The following is a 23,629-nucleotide window of genomic DNA, read 5'->3' as shown; positions in this document are numbered from 1 at the left end:
ACCAGCCACGTCGCCGTGCCACCGGCCAACCAGCCGCGGAGCCCGGGCGACCGGGGGTCGTCCACGGTGGGCGTGTGAGTCGGATCGCAGTACGCGCGAACACGCGCCGGAGCACCGTCGTCATGGCATCTCGACCGCATACGCACCTTGCGCCACACAAGCCGATCCGGTTGACAACTGACAGCTACTTATCTAATGTTTTCACCAATCTTCCACTCGAACACCGTCTTCGTGTGATACCTCTACCTACGACAGCCGTTTCCGCCGACACCCCTGCCCAGCGCTGCCGAGATGCGAGGAGACGAGGAGACGAGGAGCGGATGGAAGCGGGTCCGTCGTCCGATCCGGTGCGTGAGTTCTTTCTTCCCGAGCTTCCGCGGTCGTTGCCATGGCGATATCACCCGCGGGCGGCGCAGATCGAGTTCGCATCCAACGGGTGGGTGCGCGAATACCTGTCCGACTGCTTCTCGAGCGAATCCGAGCTGCTTTTCTTCCTGCGCCAGCGCAACGGTCTTTACGGTCCGCTCACGGTGCCGGACGCCGACGCGCGGCGGGCCCGTGACGTGGCCGACTGGTATCAGTTCGTCACGGTCATCGACACCTTCGTCTCCGACCGGACCGGTCTCGGCGCGAACCTCGCCGATGCCCGCGCCGTCTTCGCCGCGATCATCGGCGACTTCATCCCCGAGCAGCCGCAAGGTGACGAGACGCGGTCCACCCCGGTGCGACCCGGCGAGACGCGGCCCAGCGAGACCCGGCCCGACCAGGCAAGGGACGACCAGGCAAGGACCGACCAGGCGCGGGTGGATCAGGTCGCGTACGGGCGGGCGGCGCGGGATCTGTGGGAGCGGATCAGTACGGGGCTCAGTCGGGCGCAGACGGGGCGGCTGGTGGCCGCCCTCGCGGCGTTCCTGCGTGGCTGCGCCACCGAGATCGACGCGAAGCTCGCCGGCACGGTGCCCGACTACGAGACCTGCCTCGCCGTCCGGCTGGACAGTTTTGGCTGCGATTTCATCGAGCTGATGACCGAATACGGCGCCGAGGTGGATCTGAGTGACATCGTCGCCGAACTGGCCGCGGTCCACGACCACTGCCGCCGCCAGATGATCATCATCAATGATCTGCTTTCCTGGCGTAAGGAGCATGCCCAGAACGATCCGATGACCGTGGTGCGGGTGCTGGTCGAACATGACGGGCTCGCGCTGCAGCCCGCGGTCGACCAGCTGTGCGGGCTGGTGGCGTGGCACGAACGGGAATACGCGCGGGCTCGCGACGAGCTGCTGGCCGGTCCGCTCGGGGCACGTGACGACATCCGACGGTATCTCGGTGCGCTGGACCTGCTCATGGGCGGCAGCCAGGAGTTCGAATACCTCACACCACGCTACTTCGGTGACGGTTTCGTCTGGGACGGCGCGACGTCCGGCTGGGTCGATCTGTATGCGCCGGTGACGCGATTCCGCCCAGATCCGTGGGAATCCGTGCGATCCTTGGAATGCCTCTAGCCCACGGTGCCACCTGGCGCCGCCGTGCGCCCGACTGGCGGGGCAGCCATCGGTACCCGTTAGGTGGTGTGGTGACGACCAGCGAAACCGTGGCTCGGCCAGGTCGCGACCAGGTACGCACCCGTTCGTACACGTTCGCCGTCGCGGACGGTCGCGTTCCTGGCCTTGGTCATGCACCGGCGCTGATGCGTCGACCACTGGACTTTCTCGCCGGCCTGCCCGCCCAGGGAGATCTCGTCGAGATCAGCCTCGGGCCGCGCCGGGCGTATCTGGCCTGTCATCCCGATCTGGTGAACGAGGTGCTGGTACGCACCCGGGTCTACGACAAAGGCGGGCCGCTTTTTGACAAGGTCCGGCTGCTCATCGGAGACGGGCTGGTCAGCGCGCCGTGGGAGGTGCACCGTCGACTGCGCCGGCTGATGCAGCCGGCCTTCCACCATGGCCGCCTCGACGGGTATCTGCAGCTCATGGCCGAGGAGATCGACCGGGTGCTCTCGACCTGGCGCGCGGGCCAGGCGATCGACGTCAACGAGGCGCTGCACTCCCTCACCCTGCGGATCACCGCTCGCACGATGTTCGCCACCGACGTCGCCGAATCGCGCATCCTCAACGAGGTCGCCGAATGCATGCCGATCATCATGCGTGGCGTCTACCAGCGCACGGTCGCCCCGGTGGACTGGTGGGAGAAACTCCCCCTGCCCGGTAACCGCCGGTTCGACCAGGTCCGCGCCCGGATGCTCGCCGTCATCGGCGAGACCATCGAACTGCAGCGCCGCGACGGCACCGACCACGGCGACCTGCTGTCCATCCTCGTCGCCGCGCGGGACGGGGACGAGGCCGCGCGGCTCTCCGACGCCGAGGTGTTCGACCAGGTCATGACGCTGCTGATCGGTGGGACCGAGACGACCGCGAACGCGATCGGGTGGGTGCTGCACGTGCTGGCGCAGAATCCGCCGGTGGAGGCGGCGGTGCACGCCGAGATCGCGGGCGTCCTCGAACGCTCGGGTGGTGACACACCGGGTGTCGCCGACATCGCGGCGTTCGACTACACCGGTCGGGTCCTTCAGGAGACGCTGCGGCTCTACCCGCCGGCGTGGGTGCTGACCCGGGTGACCACGCAGGACACCGACCTCGGCGGCCGGCACCTGCCGCGCGGCAGCATCGTCCTGTACAGCCCGTACGCGATGGGGCACAGTGGCGCGCTGTTCGCCGATCCGGAGCACTTCGACCCGGACCGTTGGCTGCCGGCGCGGGCCCGGGAGATCCCGCCTGGTGCGTTCACCGTGTTCGGTGGGGGCAGCCGCAAGTGCATCGGTGACACGTTCGGCCTGGCCGAGGCGACCCTGACCATCGCGAACATCGCTCACCGGTTCTGGTTGCGTCCCGTGCCCGGTGCCCGCCCGCACACCGCGATCCCCCGGGCGTCGCTGGGTACCGGCCCCTACCCGATGGTTCCCTGGCTGCGCCGGCCGTAGCGTTCCCGCCCGGCGGCGAGCCGGCCCGACACCAGATATCCGGCGATCATGATGGCGGCGATCCTCGGCGGGCCGGTGGGCGCAACGCGGCGAGGAACAGGTCGAGCAGACGGCCGGCCTGGTCGCGGTCCTGACGGTCGGCGGCGGCCAGGCAGATCCCGGACAGGGCGACGAGCACGTCGTCCGGAGCGACGTCCGCCCGTAGTTCGCCCGCCGACGCGCCGGCCCGCAGCAACGTGGCCACGGCCATGGTCAGCCGGTCCCGGCTGCGTGCGAAGGGATCGCCCCCGGAGGCGACCAGTGCCCGCAGCGCCGACCCCATGCCTCGCTTGGTCGTCAGGTAGTCGAAGAACCGGTCCATCCAGGCCCGCAGCGCCGCCGCGGGCGCCAGCGTCACGAGCAGGTCGTCGACGCAGTCGCAGAGCCGGTCGAGTTCACCCTGGTAGGCGGCGTCCACCAGGGCCTCCCGGGTGGGGAAGTGCCGGTAGAGGGTGCCGATGCCGACACCGGCTTCCCGGGCGACCGCCTCCAGCGGCACCTCCGGCCCGTCCTGCGAGAGCACCCGGACGGCCACCGCCAACAGGCGCTCCCGGTTACGCCGCGCGTCGGCACGCAGCGGACGTGCCGCCATGTTCACCTCCCGGGAATCTTCCGGAGGGACCTCCGGTTATGACTGATCGAAGTGGAGGAACCTCCGCTTGATTTTACCGATCTTCTGGAGGAAACGCCGCATGAGCGACCGGATCACGACTCCGTTCGGTGCCGAGTCGACCGCCGCCGAGGTGCTCGCGGGCCTCGACCTGACCGGACGGCGCGCCATCGTCACCGGCGGCGCCTCGGGCATCGGGATCGAGACGGCCCGGGCCCTGGCCGGCGCCGGAGCGGAGGTGACCCTGGCCGTGCGCGACGTCGCCGCGGGCGAACGGGTGGCCGCCGAACTGAAGGCGCCGGTGCCGGTCCAGGTCCGCCACCTGGACCTCGCCGAGCCGACCAGCGTCGGGACCTTCGTCGCCGACTGGGCCGGCCCCTTGGACATCCTGATCAACAACGCCGGCATCATGGCCTCGCCGCTGCTGCGCACACCGCGGGGCTTCGAGTTGCAGTTCGCCACCAACCATCTCGGCCACTTCGCCCTGGCCACCGGCCTGCACCCGGCACTGGCCGCCGCCGCCGCGGCGTCCCCGACCGGCGAGGCGCGCGTGGTGTCGGTGAGTTCCAGCGCCCACCACCGCTCCCCCGTCGTGTTCGACGACATCCACTTCGAGCGCCGTCCCTACGAGCCGTGGGCGGCGTACGGGCAGTCGAAGACCGCGAACGTGCTGTTGACAGCTCAGTGAGCGTTGTGGCTGGTCAGCGGCCTGGCTACTCCCCCACGGTCCGCAATCCGTCCGCATGATCTTGCAGGCTCCACGCCGCATCCACGATCCGGCGCGTCCGAGCCGCCGAGTCCGGAAACAGATGCGCATAGGTCCTGAGAGTCTCGCCCGGGTCGTTGCCGAGCCGGGCCGCCACCACCGTCACGGACTCCCCACCGTCGATCAACGTCGACGCATAGTGATGACGTAGATCATGAAATGTCGTGTCGGCCGGGATGGACGGAAGCTCTGGCGACGTCGTCCGCCTGGCCTTCCGGTCGCGCTTCCGCTCCGCCGCCGCCGCGTTCACCACCTTGACCGCGTCCGCGAACGCGATGTGCACCATCCGCGCGGAGACCGGCTCCCCCTCGTCGCCGCCGCGGTGCAGCAGCGTCCCCAGCATCTCCCCCGCGGTCAACGTCGACAGCGCGTCGAGCACGAACCCCGGTGCTGGTACCTCCCGGACCCCGTTCTTCGACTTGACCGGCACCAGCTCCCACGGTGGCGCCTCGGAAAGTTGCCACCGGACGTCGAGGTCCCGCGCGAGATGCCGCACGGCCTGCGCAGTGAGGCCCAGGACCTCGCTGACCCGTAGGCCGCACCCCGCGCCGACGAGGATGCCTGGCCGGAACGGCACGGCGATCGCCTCGTGCAGCGCCCGCACCTGCACCACGGTCAGCGGCACCACAGCGGCGTCAACGACCTCCGGCAGTTTGATCCGGACACACGGGCTCTTGCCGATCACCCCATCGTCGACCGCACTGGCGAACATCGCCCGGATGAAGGCGTACCGCATGATGACCGTCCGCGGCGCCGCCGAGGCGGCCCAGGACGTCACCAGGGACTGCACCGCGGTCCGACGGATCGACGACATCCGGTGGTCACCGATCGTCGGGTACACATGCAACCGCGTCACGCTCTCGACCTGGCGGGCAGTGCGCGGCCGGTGCTGAACCTGCGCCAGGCGCCAGCGTTCGCCGTAGACGCGCACAGTTTCCCGACCGGCGCGAGGGTCCACATGGGTGCCCCGGGCGACGGCAGCCCGCTGGTCGCGTTCCCATGCCTCGGCATCGACCTTCCGCGGGAAATGCTTCGAGTGCTCCCGCCCGGCCGCGTCGTAGTACCGCGCACGCCACGCGCCGTCAGGACGCTTCTTGACGCTCATCCGTCACTTCCGTTCTCCTCGCTTCCCCCACGTTCCGCGGCGGGTTCACCCTCGCCGTCTCCCGCCGTCGACCGCTGCCGAAGTTCCTGCGCCAACTCTTCCGTCAGCGCCCGTGTGACACCACCACGGAGTGCTCGCAACCTGTCGAGATCATCGCCCGCATCGGATCGCTGGGCGACAATCTGATCACGCTGTTCGTTGAGAGAGCACCCCCACAGGCGAAGCGCCAGTTCCGTCACCACCATCGGCGGGACCCCAAGTCTGCGAGCCACCCTCGCCTCCGCCTCCGACGAGGCAAGGTTGATAAGCACCACAGCGCCGTCCTCGGACTGAAAGACGTGCACGGTCGGCCGGTCGCGCATGCGGATCGGGATGGGCCCTTCCGAGCCCGCGAGCATGCCGAGAAGACCCCGGCCTTCCGTTGAGATAGCTGGAGTCAAAGAGATCTTTGCTTTTGGATCTATCAGCTCCTTGATCAGTACTCGGCGTCCGAGTAGATCCGAAAGCACGACCGGCAACAGCGCGAGTTCCTCGATGCTGATCGCTTTCTCCCCGTTTTCCAGGGCGCCGATCTTCGCTCGGGACCAGGCCAGGCCGTAGACACGCGCATGCCGAGACAGGTCGTCCTGGCGAGCACCAGCCGCCTCGCGGACACGGCGGACGCCCTCGCCGATGACCTTCCGTAGTGATCTCTCCTCTGTCACACCGCGAACAGTAATGCATGCGCCCCAATCTTGCGGTGTTTGACGTGCAGGCCCGAACGGGTGTAGAGATCGTGTGCACCCCAACCTTGGGGCGCATGCGACCAGGAGTGTTCATGGCAGCAGAGGAGTACCTGACCACCAACGAGGTCAGCAAAAAGATCAAGATCCCGACCGGGACGCTGCGCCAGTGGCGCCATAGGGGGTTCGGCCCAAGCAGCTTCCGGCTCGGCGGGTCGATCCGCTACCGGCTGTCTGCGCTTGAGGAGTGGATCGCCGACCAGGAGCGCGCCGAGCGCGGCCGGGTGTCGGCATGACCGGCGTCCCGCTCGCGACGAGCCGCGACCAGCCCCCGAACGCGGAGAAGCCCGGGGTGGCGACCCCGGGCTTCTCTACCGCCTCAGCCCTCACCTGAAAGCCGATCCGATGACGATACCGCCGGCGCCCCGCGCCGCACAGCCCGAACGGCCCGTCCGAGTCGAGGCCGGCCCGGACGAAATTAGGATCTTCGCCCGATACTCGACCGACCTACGCGAAGCCCTCCTCACCTTGCCCCGCGCCCACTACGTGCCCGGCCATTGGTCAGTCCCAGCCGAACACGCAGGCGTCGCCCTGGACCTCGTCCGCGAAGCCTGCGGCGAACCGATCATCGACAGCCGGCAGGCCACCCGATGAGCGCCGACCCGCAGACATGGCCGTCACCCGAAGCCCAAGCCATCCACCGGCAAATCCTGCGGCAGGACCCGGTCGGCCACTGGTCACGGAACCTGATCAGCGCAGCCCGTGATCTCGGACCCGTCCCCCGCTACGGCTCCACCGAATGGATCGACCTCCCCGTCAACGACCCCCGGCGCCTGGCAGCAGTCGTGATCGCCGCCGAGTGCTGGCGTCTCGACGAGCCGACCGGGGCATGGGCGCAGGCGCTCCGCCAGGCGGAACAAGACGGCGTCCACCAGGCGGCTGTCGACGAGTTCGAGGACATGTGGCGCCGCACCCTCGCCCACATCAACCGGGTGGACCGTGCCCGCGCCGCCGGATCGGACATCGGCCTGCCCCTCGCCGAACGCATCGAACTTGCCCGCCGACCGCAGCCCACCGACCGTGAGCGACCGGCCGGCATCCGCGCCAAGGGAGCCGCGTAATGACCCTCAGCCCCGCAGACGAGGCTGAGTACATCCGGATGCGGCAGGATGGCCAGCCGCTCCCCGATGGCATCCACGCCATGCAGCCCCCGCCGCCGCCTGCCGTTATCGACGTCCGCCCCGCCGCCGGCGAGGACCCGGACCCGGACATCGAACCAGACACAGCAGCAACCGACGGTAGCGAAGATGAATACTTTCCGCCGCCGTCCGACCCGATGGCTGTGTCACGGCGGCTACTGGGCCTGGTACCCGAGTGGCGCCACGACACGGCATCAACCCTGCGCTACTGGCGGAGCACGTGGATGCGCTGGGAAGGCGCCCACTGGGCTGAAGTCGACGGGCAGGAAATCAGGGCCACCCTGTACCAGCGGCTCGAGCATGCCGAGTTCGTGTTCACGGACCCCCGGGGTGACGAGTCTGTGAAGCGGTGGGCCCCCTCGAAGCGGAAGATCGCTGATGTCGTCGACGCGCTCGGCGGAATCACTCACCTGTCCGCCAGCGTCGACCCGCCCGCTTGGATCGACCGGTCCGTAGCCCCGGAAGGTCCGTTCGTTGCCTGCGCCAACGGACTTCTTCATGTTCCTACGCGCACGCGGACGGATCATGAACCCGGGTTTTTCAACCTGGTGTCCGTGCCGTTCGACTTCGACCGGGACGCGCCGCCCCCGAAACGCTGGCTCGAATTCCTCGACCAGGTCTTCGCGGACGACGAGGCCGCTCGGACCCTGGTCCAGGAGTTCTTCGGCTACGTCCTGTCCGGCCGCACCGACCAGCAAAAGATCTTGCTTTTGGTCGGGCCGACCCGGTCCGGTAAGGGCACCATCGCCCGCATTTTGACCGCGCTCGTCGGCAAGGGAAACGTCGCCGGTCCAACGCTGGCGTCGTTGGGGACGAACTTCGGGTTGTCCCCGCTGCTGGGGAAGCCGCTGGCGATCGTCTCCGATGCCCGGTTGGACCCGCGTACCGGTCAGCAGGTCGTCGAGACCCTGCTGCGGATCAGCGGCGAGGACATGATCGATGTCGACCGGAAGTACCGCGACCCGTGGTCCGGTCGGCTACCCACCCGGTTCATGATCCTGTCCAACGAGCTGCCGAAGTTCGGCGACGACTCCGGCGTTGTCGCAGACAGGTTCTTCGTACTGTCTATGGCCACGTCGTTCCTGGGCCGGGAAGAGACTGGGCTGACTGAAGCGCTGGCCGGTGAGCTGCCCGGGATCCTGAACTGGGCGTTGGACGGGCTGGTCAGCCTCGACGCCCGCGGCCGGTTCGCCGAGCCGGACGGTTCCGCCGACGCGCGCCTCGCGATGCGGGACATGGCATCGCCGGTGTCCGCGTTCGTCCGGGAGTGCTGCGACCGCGGCCCCGACCTTGATGTCCCGGTGGAGGGCGTGTGGGCCGCGTGGAAGGTGTGGTGCGAGGACTCCGGTAACCGGCCGGGTAACAAGGCCACGCTCGGCCGGAACCTCCAGTCTGTGGCGCCCACGGTCCGCCGGACCAAACCGCGAGCCGACGACGGCAAGCAGACGCCCACCTATGCGGGAATCGCGCTTCGTCGTAGGACCCACAGTGGAGAAACGCCCGGCTCACCCGGCTCACCCGGCTCACGACCCGGCGAGTCCGAGCCACCTGAGCCACCTGAGCCGGGTGAGCCGGGCAACTTCCAACTGTCAGCCGTGCATGAACAGCCAGAACTCGCCGATGCGCGCCCCGGCGACATCGGCCCCTGCCTCGCGGGCTGCGGCCGTTCAGTGCGCCGATACGGGCCGCAGAACACCGGCCCCTACTGCCCCGACTGCAAGACGACCCGGGCAGGCGAAAGATGACCGGCCCATCTGACCGGGTCATGCCCGGCTCACCCGCCGCCCCCTGGCGCGGCCCCCGGTCGCCGTCCGCCTGGCGCTGCCCGTCCTGCGGAACCTCCGGCACCCCCGACCAGACCGACCCCCAGGCGTTGCGCGTCGACCACCACACGGACTGCCCGACCCGAGAAGGCCACGGCCTCGCCCACACCACCGGGACCCCCGACATCAGCCGATGACCTGCGGCAGCAAGGCCCGCGGACCACCAGGCCCCCGACGAGCAGAACCCGGACATCAACCACAACGAAAGGAAAGATCATGACTCAGGTCATCCACACCTACAGCGACGCCGCCGCCCGGCACGAACTCGCCACCGAGTACTTCACCCGCTACGGCCACCCCAGCCTGGCCGTCCTGGAATCGCCACGGCCGTGGACCGAAGCGAGGCGCGTCCAGCTGCGCAGAGGACAGCCACTGCCCACCCTCACCAAAAAGATCACCCGGCCATCCCGGTGGGGTAACCCGTTCACCGTCGCCGAACACGGCCAGGCCAGCGCCGTCGAACGCCACCGCGACTGGCTGAACGGTGAAGGCCCCTGGCTCATCGGCCGCTACGACCGCGCCCGGGTCCTCATCGACCTGCCCGACCTCGGCGGCTACGACCTGGCGTGTGCCTGCGAACTGGGCCAGCCATGCCACGGGGCGACGCTGCTCGCCCTACTCGCCGACCGGCCCGGAACCGCCAGCTGATGCGCCGCCGCAGCGAACCCCCCGCAGAGCCACACCGAGAGGAACCCCCGCAGATGACCACCACCAGCACCGACAGCCGCCTCGACGCCATCCCCGCCCGCATCCGCCGCCGCGTCGAGGAAATCCTCACCCGGCACGATGGGGCCGTCCGCCCGCACCGCGAAGCGATCATCCGTCCCGATGGGCCCAGCCTCACCAGCGAGCCGACCGCCGCCGGCAGCGTCAACCCCAGCTGGGCCGCGTCGAACATGCTCCGCGCCATCGACAGCTGGCACAGCAGCACCACGACCACCACCGACGCGCTGTTCGACGCTGTCGGCGACGAACACGAAAACGTCGCCGCCGACATCAGCGGAGACCTCCTCGGCGAGGTCGTCCGCGCCCGGCACATCGTCCTGGCCAGCTACGTCGCCGTCACCCTGGGCCGCGACCTCGCCGCCTTCCGCATCAGCGAGGACGCCACGGTCCTGGCCGCCGGCCGGCGTATCCCCATCGCCGCCAGTGCACTGGCCAGCGCCCCCAGCGCCCCACCCCGCATCCGGTTCGCGGTCGACGGCACCACCGACCCGACGGCCGTCGCCGCCCGGCTTCGGGAGATGGCCACACAGGTCGAAACCGGAGAGCTGGCCTTCTGATGGCCGAACCGATCACGCCTGACTATGTCCAGCCGCCGCCGCTCTCCGCGGACACGATCGCCCGCGCACGGCAGACGATCACCCGCCTAGTTGTTGATCCACGCGAGAAGGCCGAGTTGCTCAGCATGCTCGCCCTCCACGACGACCCCGAGGAATCCCGATGACCAGCCCCCACCAGCCAGCCCGCCCCATCACCACCGACGATCTTTCCCAGGCGTTCACCCGAGCGTTCACGGAATCCGCGCAGACCGCCGCACTGACCACAGAGGTGGCTGGAGTCCGCGGCGAACTTTCCGCCCTCAACGTCGACCGGCGGAAGGAACAGGCCACTAAGCTCCGCGGACGCCTCGCCGCCCACCGCAGGGCCCGTGTCGCCTCTGCCCGCGCCCGGGTCGCCGCCGCAGTCACCGCGAGCGCGGCATTCAACCCGGCCGCCCCCAGCGCCCCCCGTCCGAAGCCGAAGGCCACCGCCGCCGGGGGCAGTCGGAAGACCAGCAGGACGGGAACGGCGAAGACCAGCCCGAAGCCGACCGTCAAGGCGAAGCCACCGGCCGCGGGGAAGACACCCGCCGCCATCAGGGGCCAGGGGTCCGCGGTCCGGAGGGTGGCGACGAAGCCGCCGGTTCCCCCAGCGAAGACGCTGCCGCGACGCGCCATCCGTTGACACGGAGAGTGATGGAATGCCGGAGGATTCGAGTCCTCCGGCACCTTTCCGTGAATACCGTCACCGAAAGTAACTAAAGGCAGGCAGAGATGATCATGGATGATGTGAACAGCACCAACGAAGACGACGGCCCGACCGGGCCGACCCCGGGCCGGTGCAACGCCCAGAGACGGCAGGGACCGGCCGGTGGCCTCTGCCGCGAGTGGGCCGGGAAGGGCACCGGCCATGTGGGTACTGGACGGTGCCGTAGGCATGGTGGGAACGCCCCGACCGGTCGGGTGGCGGCAGCCCGGGAACATGTTGAAGATCAGTTCCGCAGGTTCGGTCAGATCCTGCCCGTCCGCCCGCTGGAAGCCCTCCGGGATGAGATAGGCCGGACGGCGGGGATCATCGCGATCATCGAATCTGAGATCGACCGGACCGTCACCGAGGATGGTGGCCCGGTGCTGGTCGACACCGCCGGACTGCACCCCGCGCCCGCCCCCTTGGTAAGCCTTCACCTTGCCCAGCGCCAACAGCTGGTCCGCGCCGCCGAGGCCGCAGTACGGGCGGGCGTCGAAACCGCGATGACAGATCTTCACGAGGCGTACCAGGATCGGGCGCTCGACGTGGCCGAGATGGTTGCCGCGGACCTGGCCGCAGAACTTGGGTTGGACCCGAACAGCCCGCAGGTGATCGGCGCGGTCGGTCGGGCCCTGGCCCGCCTCGACGGTGGGAACGCGGACCGTCCGGCGATCGGCGGTGTGGCATGAACCGGGCAGTTCCTGGCGGGCTGGCAGTGGCTCGTCGAAGGGCGTTGGTGGCCGAGGGCCGGTTCGTCGCGCACGCCCAGGCCGGTGCCAGCCCCACCATTCTGGGCGCTGCCCGGGAGGCGATGAACGGCGAGTTCGCCGAGCTGGCCACGCTTGAGGCCACCGTCGACGCCGTGTCGGCCGGGCCGGATCGCGGCGAGTTGCAGGCCCGCGCACTGTTCGCGGTGGAACGCTGCCGGGCGCTGCGGGCGCAGGAAGGATCCCGGCGGGTTCCGATGGTCGCCGCCCGGTGTGATGAGACGTTCGAGGAGATGCTCGCGGCGTTCGCCGCGCTCCTGGCCTACGACGGTGTGCCGCCCGGTCCGGTGTTGGCAGCGGTGTCCGCGCGGGCCTGGTCGGAGGTCCTCCGTGGGCGTCGGGGTGAACGGTCATGAGCGGCGACCAGGTGCCGGACGATCTGATTCCGCGTGTCGAGGTGCCCGCCCGCTGGCCGGTGATCTCGCCGAGGATGGCGCGCCGGTTGACCGCCGAGCAGCGGATCCCGAGTTGGACCGTCGGCCGGCGGGTGTTCGTCAGCGCGGGTGATGTGGAGTCGTGGCTTGCGGCCTGCCGCCGACCAGCGGCATAGCTGGCCGGCCCGGGGCAGCGACAGTCACCGGCAGTCACCCCCGGTCCGTCACGGTCGGGTGTTCGTAAGGGGACCGTTCTACGAACACCCGACCGTGACCGCCCGTGGATCACGCCACCAGCACGATCGGTGTCTCATAAGGCCCGTCCGCAAACTGTCGCATTGAAGGGGGGTATACGTACACTCGGGCCATGACCGACCCCACCGGCATCCTCGTCGGCTACGCCCGCTGCTCCACCGACGAGCAGGACCTCACCGCCCAACGCGACCGGCTTACCGAGCTCGGTGTCACCGAGGACCGGATCTACGTCGACCATGGCCTGACCGGAACCAACCGTGCCCGGCCCGGTCTAGAGAAGGCCTTGGCTGCCGTCCGCGCCGGTGACACCCTCGTCGTCCCGAAGCTCGACCGGCTCGCCCGGTCCGTGCCCGACGCCCACGCCATCGCCGACGAGCTGGCCGCCGGCGGCGTCCGTCTGTCCTTGGGCGGTCAGATCTACGACCCGGCCGACCCGTTCGGGAAGATGTTCTTCAGCATCCTCGCGACGTTCGCGGCCTTCGAGGTCGACCTGCTGCGGATGCGGACCCGTGAAGGCATGAAGGTCGCGAAGGCGAACGGGAAGCTCCGCGGTAAGCAGCCGAAGCTGTCGGCCGCGAACCAGCGACGGTTGTGCCAGATGCACGGGACGGGCGAGCACACGATCGCCGACCTGGCCGAGACGTTCAACGTGTCGAGGGCGACCGTCTACCGAGTGCTTGCCGCTGCCGGCACGGACAGGTGAACATCCGCCGGAGCTTCACGGCGGATCCCCGCCGGATCGGATTGTCACCGCTGGCAGCGTGACCGGCTCGGCCGGCGGGGGAGCTGCTGGTAAGACCGGGCCCCGGGGTGGAGTTAGCACCCCGGGACCTGGCGGCGGTCAGTCTCGCACGGCGCGGGCACAGCAAGGGGAGACGGACGCTTACCACCCATCGGGCATCTGAGCTGGGCACGATCCCGCTCTACGGGATGGCGACCCGGTAGCCGCGTGCTGCCTGGTCAGCGGGCCGGATGATGTCGGCTGTTTCGACGGGCCGCTCGCCGGCGAGATGGGTCCGTTCCACAGCCTGAACCCAGCTGCCGGCCGGCATGCCGAGCTGTCGGCGTTCGTCGGCGGTCGCGGGCCGGGCCCGGACGATTTCCACGACCTCGGTGATCCGGACGTCGATCGTGTCGAACCGTGCGATCACACCGGTCGGGCCGGGTCCGCCTTCGGGTTCTTCGATGGGTGTGCCGCCGACGAGGTTGTAGGGCTCCCATGAGGTGGAGAGCTGGATTGGGCTGCCGTCTGCGGTGAACACGTAGTTGGTGACCATCACGTGGGCGCCGGTGTCGAGGTGGAGCCGGGTGGCGGTCGGCTCGTCGGCGCGTTCCCGTCGGGTGTTCCACTGCCAGTTCGAGGTGACGCCGGACTGTTGGGCGTCGCGGGCGAACGGTGAGGTCGGCCCGTCGGGTCGGCGCTGGTAGCGGTCTGTTGCCCATTGGATCGTGATGGTCGGACGGCGGCGCACGAACGTCCCGAACGGTGCCTGCCGGTCGATCAGCCCGTCGGCGAACAGGCCCGCCAGGGCCTGGCGGACGGTGGGCCGCGAGGTGCCCCACTGCGCCGCCATGTCCTTCTCGCTGGGCAACTTCACGCCCTCGGCGAGCTCACCTGACGCGATCCGTCGCCGGAGATCGTCTTCGATCTCCTGGTATACGCGCCTGCGTTCGTCCGGGGTCATAACGCAACGCTACCCAGGGCGGTCTAGACCGTCATCGTCATCGTGGTTCGTCACTCATCCGAGCAACGGTATTGACTGTCTAGACCGTCGTACGTAGCGTCCTGCCTGTCGAACCGAACGCACACGACAGGAGCGCACAAACCGTGAACACCGAACAGGTGGGGAGCGGCGAGGCCGACCCGCTGCTGACCCCCGGCGAGTTCGCCGCCGAGCTCCGCGTCGACGTCGCGACCGTCGCCCGTTGGGCCCGCACCGGCGCCGTCGACTCCATCGAGCTGCCCGGCGGCAGCCGCCGCTACCGGCGGTCGACGCTCGCCGCGATCCTCGCCGGGCGCACGCACCCCGAGGCGTAGCCAGCCCCAGTAACGAAAACGGCCCCCGCCGGTGTGCAACCACCAGACGAGGGCCTCGACCGACCACCTGCCTACACAGGAGAGCCGACCGTGCCTGACATTTTCGCTGATCACCCCGACCTGGCCAACCTCGGCCGTGGCGGCACTGTGGTCGCCCACGCCCTCGACACCTCCGCGCAGATAGCCGAGTGGCTTGATCTCGCAAAGCTCCACCGCCAGTACGACGAATACGGCCTGGCCATCGACTTCAAGGCCCGCGCCGTCGGCGGCTGCGATGCGATGAAGGCCTTCGACGAGGCACTGAGCTCACACGAGACCGCGGTCATCGAACGCCTCAACGCCGTCATCGCCGAGACGGAAGAACTCGCCCGGAACGCCCGCCACGGCAGCATCACCCAGCGTTGCCACCAGGGGTATGTCGACGGATGCCGCGAAATCTCCCGGCGTATAGCCGGGACCATCGCCGCCGCCCGCAAGGCGGCCTGACATGGCCATCACCCGCAGCGCCGTGCAGGGCACGCCCCGGCCGAAGCCCGTCGAAACCCCGCCGTCGTCCAGCGGCACCGCGCCTGCCATCCGGAAGACCTCGAGGGAGACCAGCCGATGAGCGCCGACCAGGCCGCCGACGTCGCCGAGGCGTCCCGTCTCGCCCACGAGGCCCTCGGCGGCGTTCCCTTCGCCTGGAACCCGGACGGTGTCGGGAGGGTGCAGAGCGCCGCTCTCGCCTCTATCGCCCTGTCCCTGTCGGTCCTCGCCGCCCGGTCCGTCCCCACCGACGGGCAGGCGACCCGATGAGCGCCGCCCCGCTGTTCACCGCCGGCCAGCTCGAGCCGTCCCACGACGACATGGCCCGCGCCCGGGCCCACATTGCCGGGCTGGACCGGGAGATGGTGCACATGGTCGCGTCGTCCGCGTTCCGTTTCCGTATGCCGTGGTTGCTGTCCGCGCTGACCACCGCGTCACCTGAGGCAGCTATGGCGGCCGGCGACCTCCGCTGGTTGATCGCCACCGGCCGTGCCTGCGACGAGCGGCTCGCCCAGCTCGACGCCGAACTCGACGCCCGGATCGCCACGGCCGACCCGAAGGGCGGTGCCCGGTGAGCCGGTTCGCCCGGGTGGTGTGGCTGACCTGCGACAGCTGCGGCGGGTCGTTCAGCCGGGAACGCGGCCATCCCACCTGCTCGCAGCCTCCCCGCCGCCCTTCCCCGACCACCACCACGACCACGACCACGACGGAAGGCGGGGCCCGATGACCACCCCGGACACGACGGTCCTCGAGCTGGAAACCCGGATCGAAACCACTTCCGGCGCGGTGGACGCCTGGGCGCTGCTCGTCGTCCTCGCCGACGAGCTGGGCTTGGCCCACGGGCTGCCGCCGCTGGCAGCCCCGGACTCGAGCGAGATCCGCGACATGGAACTGTCCGGCCCCACCTGGACCGGCTCCACCGCCCGGCTGCTGATAACCCCAACCGCAGGCGGCGGGGTGATGGTGCTGCTGGCCAGCAGCGGCGGCACCGACGAGGCCGACGAGGACCATCTACACGACACGCTGCTCATGCGGGCCGGGGACTGGTTGGACGAGCGGCATGTGCGCTGGCGATACCGGCAGCCATCGTGGTGCGCCCCCGACGCCTGGCATTGCGGCTGGCGTGCCCCCACCGGCCACCGGACACCGCAGACCACCAGCTCCGACCCCGTAGGCGGATGGCGCCGCCGGATCGTGCGGGCCGTCGACTGGGCGACCCTGTACGGCGCGTTCGCGGTGGTGGGCCTGGCCGGCCTGGCCGTGCTTGGTGGGAAGCGGGCCCGGGTGTCTCTCGCCCACGGCGGGCTTCTCGGCCAGTCTGCGGCGGATCTGCTGCGCTGGGCCGGCCCGGCCACCACGGCGGTGGCGCTGCTCGCCGCCGTGGTGCTGGCCCGGCGGGTCGCGGACGTCGTCGCCGTGGTCCTGGCCCCCGACGAGCCGGACGACTGGCCCCACCGCTGGTGGGCCCGGCTGGCCGCGGTCATCGACGAGCTGGCCGTCGTGCTGCTGCTCGCCGCCACGGTGATCGCCCTGGGCGGGGGGTGGCTCGCATGAGCTGGGCTGAGGAGCTACGCGCTAACCGGGAGGCGGCACGGCAGGGCCGGCAACGCGACCTCGATGACGCTGCTGCCCGCACGTCGAAGGCGAAGACCGACGCGGACGCACGGGCGGAGAAGAAGCGCCGGGCGAAGGTGAAGGCCCGCGCCGACCGGGCCGCCGCCCGCAAGAAGTCCCGCGGGGAGATGGCCGGCTGGGCGTCCGCGCACATGGTCGAAGTGCTTGTGTATGCCCTGGCCCTCGTCTGCGCCGTGATGGCCGTGCCCGCGATGGCGATCTTCGGCTGGCATCTGTACGGCCCACCCGGCCTGCTGCTGCCCGCCGTGTCGGAGGCAGGCGCGTGGGCGTTCGCCGCCGCGGTGATGGTGTCCCGCCGTCAGCATCCGGACCGGCCGGTGCGCTGGCTGGTGATCGGGATCGGCGTGTTCGCGGTGACCGGTGGCGCGTTGAACCTGGCCCATGGCTGGTCGACCCACGGCCCGCTCGCCGGGGTGTTCATGGCCGTCGTGTCCGTGTCCGGGATCATCGCCCACCAGCTTGCCGTGGCCGCCCCACCGCGGTCCCGGGCGGAGCGGGCCCAGTCCCGCCATGACCGGCAGGTGGCCCGCCGGGTCGACCGGGCCCGCAAGGTCGCGGTCCGCCGGGCGGCCGTCACCCTGACCGCCGACGGCACAGCCGCCCTCGTCTACGCCCCCGGTCTGTACGCGCCACGGCGACGCCGACTCACCCCGACTACCGTCGCCGGACTGCCCGTCGACCAGGCCGACGGATGGGACGCGGCGCTGGCCGACCTGGCCTCAGGCGACAGCCCGAACGGCCTGGTTGAACCGGCCGGTGCCACCCTGGCCGACCCGACTCCCACCGACCCGACTACCGAGTCCGACCAGCAGGAACACGACGACCTGTCGGACAGCTCGTCCGACAGTCAGTCGGGCGGTCGGTCGGGTTCAGTCGCCGTCCTCGACCCGCCGCCGCCCGCCGACCAGCCGGCCCGTCGGACCACCGCGGGCGGCCGGTCGATCAACCCGCGGGGCCGCCAGAAACTGACCGACGACGAAGCACGGGACGCCGCCCGCAGGCTCGCCCGTAAGACCCGGAAGCGGCTGACCGAACCGCAGCTACGCCAGGCCCTCGGCGTCGGTGCGGCGGCCGCCCGCAAGATCCGCGACGAGATCAACACAGAGGTGTTCGGGGATCTGTCGTGACCGGCGACGTCCGCGGCGACCTGCGGCGGCTGCCCTGGTGGCTGGCGATCGCCCTGGCCCTGCTCGCCATCGCCGTTCTGGCCCTGCGCGCTGTGGGCCTGGTCGTCGCGGTCGTCGTGACCACCGCCGAGCGGATCGACGCCGCCGCAGCCACCGCCGCCGGTATCGCCCCGCTCGGCGCCTCCACCTGGCTCCTCACCGACCTTCCCGTTCCCGGCTGGACCCCGAGAGGAGACGACCAGTGAGCGTCGAGCAGACCGGCACGGTCGTCGCTGGACCGTGGACACCCACCATCGAACCCGCCGACACCGTCGAGGTGGCACCAGCCGCCCCGGTGATGACCGGTGAGGTTCTCCCCGCGACCCGCCCGGCGGCGCTGCCCGCCCGTACCCGCATCGCCGACCCGATCCGGCTGCCTGCCTGGGCGACCAGCCGCACCGTGGCCCGGGCCACCGCCCAGCACAGTGCCCGGGTTGCCGGGCGGGTCGCGGTCCGCTCGTCGTGGCGTGCCCCCGAAGCGGTCGCACGTGGCAGCTGGCGGGCCGGCCGGTTCTGGTGGTCCTGGGTCCGCGCCGAAGACCTCGCCGACGAGCTGCGCGACAGCGACAACGGCAAGCTGGGCAAGGAGATCTTCGTCGTCCGTGACCATCGGAAGGTCCGTTGGTACATCACCGGCGGGGCCCTCGGTGGCAGCAGCCTGGCCGAGGCGATCGGCGCGGTCATGGTCGGCGAATGGGTGCCGGCCCTGACCGGGGTGGTGGCGATCAGCGCCGCCGGGATCGCCGGACGCCGCCGGCGGGCAGCTGGTGAGCCGCTGGTCGACGGCATCGAACGGGAGACCAAAGCCGACCTGGCACCCGCCCATTTGAACGATGCGTTCCGCGCCGCCGGTCTCCTCAAGGGCCCGGACATGGCGCTGGTCCTGCGTGCCCCGATCGTCCGCGACCGGCTCGACCGTGGCTGGGAAACCCTCGTCGATCTGCCCCGGGGTGGTGGGAAGACCGCCGCGGATGCGATCGGGAAGCTGCCGACGATCGCCGCGGAACTGTCCGTCGACGAAATCCAGCTGGTCATGCGCCGGGTCCGTGCCCATGAGGGTGGGCATGGCCGGCGGCTGTCGCTTTGGGTCGCCGACGATGACCCGTACATCGGCACGCCCGTCCCGTCGCTGCTGATCGACCTGGAGCGGTTCGACTTCTGGAAGGCGGTGCCGTTCGGTCAGGACGCCCGCGGGAACCGCGTCGACATTCTGCTGCTCTGGCAGTCGGCGTTCTTCGGTGGCCTGCCCCGTAGGGGAAAGACGTTCTCGATGCGGCTGCTCGTCGCCGCCGCGATCCTCGACCCGTGGTGCCAGCTGTGGCTGGCCGATGGAAAAGGCGGCGCGGACTTCCGGGCCGTCGCCCAGGTCGCCCACCGGTATGTGTCCGGCGCCGACCCGGACGACCTCGAAGCGTTCGAGGCGATGCTCGACGCGCTGATCAGTGAAATGTCCCGGCGGTTCGCGCTGCTCGCGAGCCTGCCCGCCACGATCTGCCCGGAAGGGAAACTCACCCCGCAGATCATGCGGAAGTACAACCTTCCGTTGATCCCGTGCGTGATCGACGAACTTCAGGAGTACTTCGAGGCCGTCGAGGAAGAGAAAGACCGGCAGCGGATCATCGGGAAGCTCGCGCGGGTCGCCCGCCGCGGCCCGGCCGCCGGGATCATGCCGATGTACGCCTCCCAACGGCCAGACGCCAAGTCGGTTCCGACGAAGCTCCGGGAGATCGTCACCTACCGGTATTCGACGCAGGTCACCGACAAGACGAGCAGCGACATGGTCCTCGGTGACGGCAAAGCGCGGGCCGGCGCGGACGCCTCGATCCTGTCCGAAGAACACAAGGGTGTCGGGGTTCTGGTCACCGGGCCGGCGTCGTTCGTCACCGTGAAGGCCGACCTGTTGGAAAACCCGGAGTTCGAGGTGATCTGCCAGCGCGGCCGGGCCCTGCGCCTGGCCGAGGGGACGCTGACCGGGCAGGCCTGCGGGGACATCGGCGCTGCCGCCGGCGCGGTCGGCTACGCGATCCCGCCGCTGATCGGCGACGTGATGGAAGCGTTCGGCCAGCGGTCCCGCATGTGGACCGATGATCTTCTTGCCGCGCTGGTGAACCTCGACGAGGACACCTACGGCGAGTGGGACGGAACGATCCTCGCCGCCGAACTCGACGACGCCGGCGTGGTCCGCACCACCAAGCAGGTGAAGATCGACGGCGCGAACCGGGCGGGCTGGCTGCTCCGCGACATCGAAGGGGCGATCCCACCCGAGGTGCTCGCCGCACGCCCGGCGGCCCGCCCGGTAGAGGGGGCCCCGTCTACCCCGACGGCCGGCTGACCCCCCACTACCCGCACCGGCCCACGAGCCCGGATGTAGAGGGACCCCACTACCCCGGTAGTGGGGCCGGTAGTGCCCTCTGACCTGCGAAGTAGAGCCGGTAGAGGGGTCCAGACCCGCAACCGCACAAGCCCCGCCAGGGCCGTCCTGGCGGCATCTGAGAGGAGACGCCCGATGGTCAGCAAGGAGGCCGGCAGCGGTCCGGTGGACGCCGTCGCCGCGGTGCAGGCGTTGGGCGGGCTGATCTCACCCGACATGGCCACCTGCGTCATCTGCGGCCCGTCCTGCCGCTGCGCCGACGTCGAGTTCGGCTCCGCCGAGTAATTCGCCCGCCTCGACCAGATCCACGGCAGGAACCGCTGATGGCCGCCGTCTGCCCGCGCTGCCGTGGGACCCGGATGGTCGGCCGTGGACGTGACCGCGGACCCTGCCCGGCCTGCAACGCCGCCGCCGGCGGCATCGGCGACCAGGCGGCCGGCGCGGTCCAGCGGGCCATGGACGGGCTGATCGGCCGCCGGCGCGAGGTCGACGGCCGGCAGACCACCAGCCGGCCGAACAGGTTCGCCACCGAGACGACGACAACCCGGGGCCGCAGCAAGAAGAAGACCGCCGCGAAGAAGAAGCCGGCCGCCACCCGAACGCCGCCGCTGATGCCGGCCTGCGACCGGTGCGGCACCCGCGGCCCGCTCACTGCCACCAGCCGCAGCGCGGTCTGTGCCAGCGGCTGCCCGCCGAAAAACGGCGAGGCAACCCCATGAAGATCCCGCCGGACCACACCCGCGCGAAATAAGAAGGGGCTGAAATGAAGATGTTCGGCAAGAATGAAAGCGCGCCGCGTCCACACACAACGGGAAGCAAGATAAGCAACTGGACTCCGCGCGCAGCGGGTTCACTGCGGGTCGACAAAGTGTGCTCGCGGTGCGACCAGACCGTATCCACCGAGCTGCACTCGAAAGACGACAACGACCGGCTCACCGGGGACAGCACCACCTACACGGTGGCCGGCGGGTGCAGCCACTGATACCCAGGAAATCAGCGAAACGAAAGGAAGTTTCATGGCAGGAGAATGCAAGCACCCGGCAAGCAAGTGGTCTCAGTCCAAGTCCGAAACGTCTGAGGCGTGGGTGACCGTACAAACATGCTCGTGCGGGACGGAAATGGTCCGGCAGGAAAGAATCAAGCCGAGTAAGTAGATGGCACGCAACATTGCGTCCGACAACGACCGCGTCCCGGTGCAGGTCGGCCGCGTCCTGGGCCGTCGCCGGCCCGCGCAGGACAACGACGCCACCCCGACCGTCACGGGCGCCGCCGCCGAGCAGACCGGCGAGCCCGCCCGGACCACGAACATCCGCTTCTAAACACGACCCCCGCACCCCCACGACCGAGAGGACCCGAGATGACCGACATCGAGACGATCGAGATGGCGCGGCTAACCGCCGACGTCATCGCCCTGGCCGTCCACGACGGCACCCTGCATGTGCTGCTGATCCGCCGCCGCCGGGACCCGTTCGCTGGCATGTGGGCGTTTCCCGGCGGCCATGTCGACCCGGGCGAGACCGTCGACGCTGCGGCCCGCCGCGAGCTGGCCGAGGAAACCGGCATGACGGTCGGCGACCTCACCCCGGTCGGTGTGTACACCGCCCCCGGCCGTGACCCCCGTGGCCGCTATGTCACCGCCGTGTTCACCTCCCACGTCGACGGCATGCCCACCCCCACGGCCGCCGACGACGCCGACGCCGCGCGTTGGGTGCCTGTCGACGAGGCGCTCGCCGACGGCCTGGCATTCGACCACACGCAGATCCTGCGGGACGCGGTCACCCGCTGACCGCGGAATCCCCCGCCGCGCCGCTGACCCACCGACCAGCCCCGGGCACATCCCGTGCCCGGTCCCACCGCACCCCAGGAGACTCCATGCCCATCCGCATCAACCGCACCGCCGTGGACCGCGCCGAGGAACTCGCCGCCGAGGCGGAGACCGATCGTGACAACGCGGTCGGAGGCACCGCCCGCGCGGTGCGCGGCGCGGCATTGCTCGCCGCCGACGCCCGCCACACCGTGATCCGCGGCGCCTACCGGCTCGCCGGCGGCACCGACCGGTGACACCGCCCCGGGCGCGGCACGCCTCTACCAGACCTGCCGGGCCCGGCGGCGGCCCCACCTGGCCGCAGCTTCTCCCCACACACCCGACCGACCCAGCCAGAACGTCAGGAGGAATCCGATGGCCCGACAGACCCGCACGAGCCGCGTCCAGAACCTGCGTGACGCCGCCACCGCCGTCCGCAACGCCGGTGGCGACCCGCTGCTTGCCGCCGGCCTCGACCACTTCGCGGACACCGTCGCGGACGGCGGTGAGCGCGTCGGCCACCCCGCGATCGACACAGCGCTGCGCGTCGCCGACGAGGCCGTGTCCAAGGCCGGGACGACCGGCCGCACCTGATCTGCCCCGGGGCGCCGAACATGCCCATCGCCACGTGGACACCCGCCGAGGTCACCGCCGAACTGGACCGGATCGACACCCAGGTCGACCACTACCGCACCTGCCTGGCCGCCGCGACCGCGACGGACACCGACTTCTGCATCGTCATCCGCGACGAGCTGGGCGCGCTCCGCCGGTGGCGAAAGGAAATCCGCACGATTCACCCCGTGATCTGAGTCAACACCATCAACCCGCGTCACCGCAGCGAGGGAGAACGTTTCCGGTGGCAGGAAACATCCACGGTGAACTCCGCCAGCAGATCGCCGACCGGCAGGACCAGGCAGACGCCTGGTGGAAACGGCTTTCCCGCCTCGACCCGACCAGCGCCGACGCCATCGACCTACGCGGTCGTATCGCCGCCGTCCTCACCGACATCAACCTGATCTGCGCACCCAACGGAAAAAACAAGAACCGGTAACACCACCCTTCCCTTTCCGCCCCGCACCTTCCTCACCTGCCGACCCGAAAGGGGACCGTCATGACCGCCACCATCCTCGAACAGGCCCGCGCCTCCCTCCGCGCCACCGCCCCGGCCGACCCGCCGCCGGCGTCGGACCCGGTGGCGCTGGACCGGCAGGTCCACGAGGCCCGGACACGGTGGACCAGCCAGCTCCTGCGACGGATCACCTACCGGGTGCGCCTGGCCTACCCGGACGCGACCGCCCTGGACCTCTACGACGCGGAAGAACTCGGCTGGATGCTGCACGCCGTCCTCGGCCCGAACGGCACACCCCTGGTCTTCGCGCCCCACCTCTACGACGGCGCGGACTGGGACCACGCCAACGCACTGACCAGCATGCTGCACCTCGA

Annotated in this window: 34 protein-coding genes and 1 pseudogene; 31 read left to right on the top strand and 4 right to left on the bottom strand. The window is 70.2% G+C overall.

Features of this window, described 5'->3' with window-relative positions; translation table 11 throughout:
- Positions 1–320: 320 nt before the first annotated feature.
- A complete protein-coding gene (locus tag G6R24_RS07145; protein ID WP_163548373.1) occupies positions 321–1,502 on the top strand; it encodes a terpene synthase family protein in 1,182 nt (393 codons plus the stop codon).
- A 71-nt stretch (positions 1,503–1,573) separates the two neighbouring features.
- Positions 1,574–2,977 carry a cytochrome P450 gene (locus G6R24_RS07140; protein WP_217451610.1) on the top strand — a complete coding sequence of 468 codons (1,404 nt, stop codon included), beginning with the start codon at positions 1,574–1,576 and terminating at the stop codon, positions 2,975–2,977.
- Between the two features lie 46 nt (positions 2,978–3,023).
- Here G6R24_RS07140 and G6R24_RS07135 read toward each other — a convergent pair whose 3' ends face one another.
- Positions 3,024–3,608 carry a TetR/AcrR family transcriptional regulator gene (locus tag G6R24_RS07135; RefSeq protein ID WP_163548371.1) on the bottom strand — a complete coding sequence of 195 codons (585 nt, stop codon included), beginning with the start codon at positions 3,606–3,608 and terminating at the stop codon, positions 3,024–3,026.
- Between the two features lie 100 nt (positions 3,609–3,708).
- Here G6R24_RS07135 and G6R24_RS07130 point away from each other — a divergent pair.
- A pseudogene (locus G6R24_RS07130) lies at positions 3,709–4,311 on the top strand (SDR family NAD(P)-dependent oxidoreductase); the annotation flags it as partial.
- 28 nt (positions 4,312–4,339) lie between these two features.
- On the opposite strand, the gene G6R24_RS07125 reads toward G6R24_RS07130, so the two are convergent.
- Together G6R24_RS07125 and G6R24_RS07120 are read right to left on the bottom strand one after the other, a co-directional pair.
- Positions 4,340–5,497 (bottom strand): tyrosine-type recombinase/integrase, encoded by a 1,158-nt coding sequence (locus G6R24_RS07125; protein ID WP_163548370.1) that lies wholly within the window; start codon positions 5,495–5,497, stop codon positions 4,340–4,342.
- Positions 5,494–6,201, bottom strand: coding sequence for a helix-turn-helix transcriptional regulator (locus G6R24_RS07120; RefSeq protein ID WP_163548369.1), 708 nt, complete (start codon positions 6,199–6,201; stop codon positions 5,494–5,496). The genes G6R24_RS07125 and G6R24_RS07120 overlap by 4 nt, the downstream gene beginning before the upstream one ends.
- Positions 6,202–6,314: 113 nt before the next feature.
- Here G6R24_RS07120 and G6R24_RS07115 point away from each other — a divergent pair, with 113 nt between their 5' ends.
- From G6R24_RS07115 to G6R24_RS07065, 11 genes are all read left to right on the top strand, one after another.
- Positions 6,315–6,515, top strand: coding sequence for a helix-turn-helix transcriptional regulator (locus tag G6R24_RS07115; protein WP_163548368.1), 201 nt, complete (start codon positions 6,315–6,317; stop codon positions 6,513–6,515).
- A 354-nt stretch (positions 6,516–6,869) separates the two neighbouring features.
- Positions 6,870–7,340: a hypothetical protein gene (locus G6R24_RS07110; protein ID WP_163548367.1), complete on the top strand. Its 471-nt coding sequence runs from the start codon at positions 6,870–6,872 to the stop codon at positions 7,338–7,340.
- A complete protein-coding gene (locus G6R24_RS07105; RefSeq protein ID WP_225438219.1) occupies positions 7,340–9,163 on the top strand; it encodes a DNA primase family protein in 1,824 nt (607 codons plus the stop codon). The genes G6R24_RS07110 and G6R24_RS07105 overlap by 1 nt, the downstream gene beginning before the upstream one ends.
- Positions 9,160–9,378, top strand: a complete 219-nt coding sequence (locus tag G6R24_RS07100) for a hypothetical protein (RefSeq protein WP_163548366.1) — start codon at positions 9,160–9,162, stop codon at positions 9,376–9,378. The genes G6R24_RS07105 and G6R24_RS07100 overlap by 4 nt, the downstream gene beginning before the upstream one ends.
- A gap of 79 nt (positions 9,379–9,457) precedes the next feature.
- The gene (locus G6R24_RS07095) at positions 9,458–9,889 is read left to right on the top strand and encodes a DUF4326 domain-containing protein (protein WP_163548365.1); all 432 of its coding nucleotides are present in this window, start codon (positions 9,458–9,460) and stop codon (positions 9,887–9,889) included.
- 53 nt (positions 9,890–9,942) lie between these two features.
- Positions 9,943–10,524: a hypothetical protein gene (locus tag G6R24_RS07090; RefSeq protein ID WP_163548364.1), complete on the top strand. Its 582-nt coding sequence runs from the start codon at positions 9,943–9,945 to the stop codon at positions 10,522–10,524.
- The gene (locus G6R24_RS07085; RefSeq protein ID WP_163548363.1) at positions 10,524–10,688 is read left to right on the top strand and encodes a hypothetical protein; all 165 of its coding nucleotides are present in this window, start codon (positions 10,524–10,526) and stop codon (positions 10,686–10,688) included. The genes G6R24_RS07090 and G6R24_RS07085 overlap by 1 nt, the downstream gene beginning before the upstream one ends.
- A gap of 778 nt (positions 10,689–11,466) precedes the next feature.
- The gene (locus tag G6R24_RS07080) at positions 11,467–11,940 is read left to right on the top strand and encodes a hypothetical protein (RefSeq protein ID WP_163548362.1); all 474 of its coding nucleotides are present in this window, start codon (positions 11,467–11,469) and stop codon (positions 11,938–11,940) included.
- A gap of 47 nt (positions 11,941–11,987) precedes the next feature.
- Entirely contained in the window at positions 11,988–12,374 is a 387-nt protein-coding gene (locus G6R24_RS07075; RefSeq protein WP_163548361.1) for a hypothetical protein, read from the top strand.
- Positions 12,371–12,568, top strand: coding sequence for a MerR family transcriptional regulator (locus tag G6R24_RS07070; RefSeq protein ID WP_163548360.1), 198 nt, complete (start codon positions 12,371–12,373; stop codon positions 12,566–12,568). Before G6R24_RS07075 ends, G6R24_RS07070 begins: the two co-directional genes overlap by 4 nt.
- Before the next feature lie 191 nt (positions 12,569–12,759).
- Positions 12,760–13,350: a recombinase family protein gene (locus tag G6R24_RS07065; protein WP_163548359.1), complete on the top strand. Its 591-nt coding sequence runs from the start codon at positions 12,760–12,762 to the stop codon at positions 13,348–13,350.
- Positions 13,351–13,570: 220 nt separating this feature from the next.
- Here G6R24_RS07065 and G6R24_RS07060 read toward each other — a convergent pair whose 3' ends face one another.
- Positions 13,571–14,332: a GntR family transcriptional regulator gene (locus G6R24_RS07060; RefSeq protein ID WP_163548358.1), complete on the bottom strand. Its 762-nt coding sequence runs from the start codon at positions 14,330–14,332 to the stop codon at positions 13,571–13,573.
- Between the two features lie 143 nt (positions 14,333–14,475).
- On the opposite strand from G6R24_RS07060, the gene G6R24_RS07055 reads away from it, so the two are divergent.
- The 17 genes from G6R24_RS07055 to G6R24_RS06975 all read left to right on the top strand — a co-directional run.
- Positions 14,476–14,685, top strand: coding sequence for a helix-turn-helix domain-containing protein (locus tag G6R24_RS07055; protein WP_225438218.1), 210 nt, complete (start codon positions 14,476–14,478; stop codon positions 14,683–14,685).
- A gap of 90 nt (positions 14,686–14,775) precedes the next feature.
- A complete protein-coding gene (locus tag G6R24_RS07050) occupies positions 14,776–15,171 on the top strand; it encodes a hypothetical protein (protein ID WP_163548357.1) in 396 nt (131 codons plus the stop codon).
- Positions 15,172–15,288: 117 nt separating this feature from the next.
- Positions 15,289–15,480 carry a hypothetical protein gene (locus G6R24_RS07045; protein WP_163548356.1) on the top strand — a complete coding sequence of 64 codons (192 nt, stop codon included), beginning with the start codon at positions 15,289–15,291 and terminating at the stop codon, positions 15,478–15,480.
- Positions 15,477–15,785 carry a hypothetical protein gene (locus G6R24_RS07040; protein ID WP_163548355.1) on the top strand — a complete coding sequence of 103 codons (309 nt, stop codon included), beginning with the start codon at positions 15,477–15,479 and terminating at the stop codon, positions 15,783–15,785. The genes G6R24_RS07045 and G6R24_RS07040 overlap by 4 nt, the downstream gene beginning before the upstream one ends.
- 148 nt (positions 15,786–15,933) lie before the next feature.
- Positions 15,934–16,764, top strand: a complete 831-nt coding sequence (locus G6R24_RS07035; RefSeq protein ID WP_163548354.1) for a hypothetical protein — start codon at positions 15,934–15,936, stop codon at positions 16,762–16,764.
- Positions 16,761–17,972 carry a hypothetical protein gene (locus G6R24_RS07030; protein ID WP_163548353.1) on the top strand — a complete coding sequence of 404 codons (1,212 nt, stop codon included), beginning with the start codon at positions 16,761–16,763 and terminating at the stop codon, positions 17,970–17,972. Before G6R24_RS07035 ends, G6R24_RS07030 begins: the two co-directional genes overlap by 4 nt.
- The gene (locus G6R24_RS07025; RefSeq protein WP_163548352.1) at positions 17,969–18,217 is read left to right on the top strand and encodes a hypothetical protein; all 249 of its coding nucleotides are present in this window, start codon (positions 17,969–17,971) and stop codon (positions 18,215–18,217) included. Before G6R24_RS07030 ends, G6R24_RS07025 begins: the two co-directional genes overlap by 4 nt.
- The gene (locus tag G6R24_RS07020; RefSeq protein WP_225438217.1) at positions 18,214–20,343 is read left to right on the top strand and encodes a P-loop NTPase family protein; all 2,130 of its coding nucleotides are present in this window, start codon (positions 18,214–18,216) and stop codon (positions 20,341–20,343) included. Before G6R24_RS07025 ends, G6R24_RS07020 begins: the two co-directional genes overlap by 4 nt.
- A gap of 174 nt (positions 20,344–20,517) precedes the next feature.
- A complete protein-coding gene (locus G6R24_RS07015) occupies positions 20,518–20,667 on the top strand; it encodes a hypothetical protein (RefSeq protein ID WP_163548351.1) in 150 nt (49 codons plus the stop codon).
- A 38-nt stretch (positions 20,668–20,705) separates the two neighbouring features.
- Positions 20,706–21,101 carry a hypothetical protein gene (locus G6R24_RS07010; protein ID WP_163548350.1) on the top strand — a complete coding sequence of 132 codons (396 nt, stop codon included), beginning with the start codon at positions 20,706–20,708 and terminating at the stop codon, positions 21,099–21,101.
- 435 nt (positions 21,102–21,536) lie between these two features.
- Entirely contained in the window at positions 21,537–21,701 is a 165-nt protein-coding gene (locus tag G6R24_RS07005) for a hypothetical protein (RefSeq protein WP_163548349.1), read from the top strand.
- A 38-nt stretch (positions 21,702–21,739) separates the two neighbouring features.
- The gene (locus G6R24_RS07000) at positions 21,740–22,168 is read left to right on the top strand and encodes an NUDIX domain-containing protein (protein WP_163548348.1); all 429 of its coding nucleotides are present in this window, start codon (positions 21,740–21,742) and stop codon (positions 22,166–22,168) included.
- An 86-nt stretch (positions 22,169–22,254) separates the two neighbouring features.
- On the top strand, positions 22,255–22,443 hold the full coding sequence (locus G6R24_RS06995) for a hypothetical protein (protein WP_163548347.1): 189 nt from the start codon (positions 22,255–22,257) through the stop codon (positions 22,441–22,443).
- Positions 22,444–22,561: 118 nt separating this feature from the next.
- The gene (locus tag G6R24_RS06990) at positions 22,562–22,780 is read left to right on the top strand and encodes a hypothetical protein (protein WP_163548346.1); all 219 of its coding nucleotides are present in this window, start codon (positions 22,562–22,564) and stop codon (positions 22,778–22,780) included.
- Between the two features lie 20 nt (positions 22,781–22,800).
- Positions 22,801–22,995 carry a hypothetical protein gene (locus G6R24_RS06985; RefSeq protein WP_163548345.1) on the top strand — a complete coding sequence of 65 codons (195 nt, stop codon included), beginning with the start codon at positions 22,801–22,803 and terminating at the stop codon, positions 22,993–22,995.
- Between the two features lie 47 nt (positions 22,996–23,042).
- A complete protein-coding gene (locus G6R24_RS06980) occupies positions 23,043–23,237 on the top strand; it encodes a hypothetical protein (protein WP_163548344.1) in 195 nt (64 codons plus the stop codon).
- 60 nt (positions 23,238–23,297) lie between these two features.
- A partial coding sequence (locus G6R24_RS06975; protein WP_163548343.1) for a hypothetical protein occupies positions 23,298–23,629 on the top strand: 332 nt, incomplete at its 3' end.

It is taken from the genome of Candidatus Frankia nodulisporulans, from assembly GCF_902806475.1.
Classification (GTDB): Bacteria; Actinomycetota; Actinomycetes; order Frankiales; family Frankiaceae; genus Frankia; species Frankia umida.
Note: the sequence above shows the minus strand (reverse complement) of the source record. Positions and strands in the feature narration are given on the sequence as shown.

Coding starts and splice junctions, on each gene's coding strand:
- G6R24_RS07145 (WP_163548373.1), top strand. CDS start 321: ATGGAAGCGGGTCCGTCGTCCGATCCGGTGCGTGAGTTCTTTCTTCCC.
- G6R24_RS07135 (WP_163548371.1), bottom strand. CDS start 3,608: ATGGCGGCACGTCCGCTGCGTGCCGACGCGCGGCGTAACCGGGAGCGC.
- G6R24_RS07125 (WP_163548370.1), bottom strand. CDS start 5,497: ATGAGCGTCAAGAAGCGTCCTGACGGCGCGTGGCGTGCGCGGTACTAC.
- G6R24_RS07115 (WP_163548368.1), top strand. CDS start 6,315: ATGGCAGCAGAGGAGTACCTGACCACCAACGAGGTCAGCAAAAAGATC.
- G6R24_RS07110 (WP_163548367.1), top strand. CDS start 6,870: ATGAGCGCCGACCCGCAGACATGGCCGTCACCCGAAGCCCAAGCCATC.
- G6R24_RS07105 (WP_225438219.1), top strand. CDS start 7,340: ATGACCCTCAGCCCCGCAGACGAGGCTGAGTACATCCGGATGCGGCAG.
- G6R24_RS07100 (WP_163548366.1), top strand. CDS start 9,160: ATGACCGGCCCATCTGACCGGGTCATGCCCGGCTCACCCGCCGCCCCC.
- G6R24_RS07095 (WP_163548365.1), top strand. CDS start 9,458: ATGACTCAGGTCATCCACACCTACAGCGACGCCGCCGCCCGGCACGAA.
- G6R24_RS07090 (WP_163548364.1), top strand. CDS start 9,943: ATGACCACCACCAGCACCGACAGCCGCCTCGACGCCATCCCCGCCCGC.
- G6R24_RS07085 (WP_163548363.1), top strand. CDS start 10,524: ATGGCCGAACCGATCACGCCTGACTATGTCCAGCCGCCGCCGCTCTCC.
- G6R24_RS07070 (WP_163548360.1), top strand. CDS start 12,371: ATGAGCGGCGACCAGGTGCCGGACGATCTGATTCCGCGTGTCGAGGTG.
- G6R24_RS07065 (WP_163548359.1), top strand. CDS start 12,760: ATGACCGACCCCACCGGCATCCTCGTCGGCTACGCCCGCTGCTCCACC.
- G6R24_RS07060 (WP_163548358.1), bottom strand. CDS start 14,332: ATGACCCCGGACGAACGCAGGCGCGTATACCAGGAGATCGAAGACGAT.
- G6R24_RS07045 (WP_163548356.1), top strand. CDS start 15,289: ATGAGCGCCGACCAGGCCGCCGACGTCGCCGAGGCGTCCCGTCTCGCC.
- G6R24_RS07040 (WP_163548355.1), top strand. CDS start 15,477: ATGAGCGCCGCCCCGCTGTTCACCGCCGGCCAGCTCGAGCCGTCCCAC.
- G6R24_RS07035 (WP_163548354.1), top strand. CDS start 15,934: ATGACCACCCCGGACACGACGGTCCTCGAGCTGGAAACCCGGATCGAA.
- G6R24_RS07030 (WP_163548353.1), top strand. CDS start 16,761: ATGAGCTGGGCTGAGGAGCTACGCGCTAACCGGGAGGCGGCACGGCAG.
- G6R24_RS07015 (WP_163548351.1), top strand. CDS start 20,518: ATGGTCAGCAAGGAGGCCGGCAGCGGTCCGGTGGACGCCGTCGCCGCG.
- G6R24_RS07010 (WP_163548350.1), top strand. CDS start 20,706: ATGGCCGCCGTCTGCCCGCGCTGCCGTGGGACCCGGATGGTCGGCCGT.
- G6R24_RS07005 (WP_163548349.1), top strand. CDS start 21,537: ATGGCACGCAACATTGCGTCCGACAACGACCGCGTCCCGGTGCAGGTC.
- G6R24_RS07000 (WP_163548348.1), top strand. CDS start 21,740: ATGACCGACATCGAGACGATCGAGATGGCGCGGCTAACCGCCGACGTC.
- G6R24_RS06995 (WP_163548347.1), top strand. CDS start 22,255: ATGCCCATCCGCATCAACCGCACCGCCGTGGACCGCGCCGAGGAACTC.
- G6R24_RS06990 (WP_163548346.1), top strand. CDS start 22,562: ATGGCCCGACAGACCCGCACGAGCCGCGTCCAGAACCTGCGTGACGCC.
- G6R24_RS06985 (WP_163548345.1), top strand. CDS start 22,801: ATGCCCATCGCCACGTGGACACCCGCCGAGGTCACCGCCGAACTGGAC.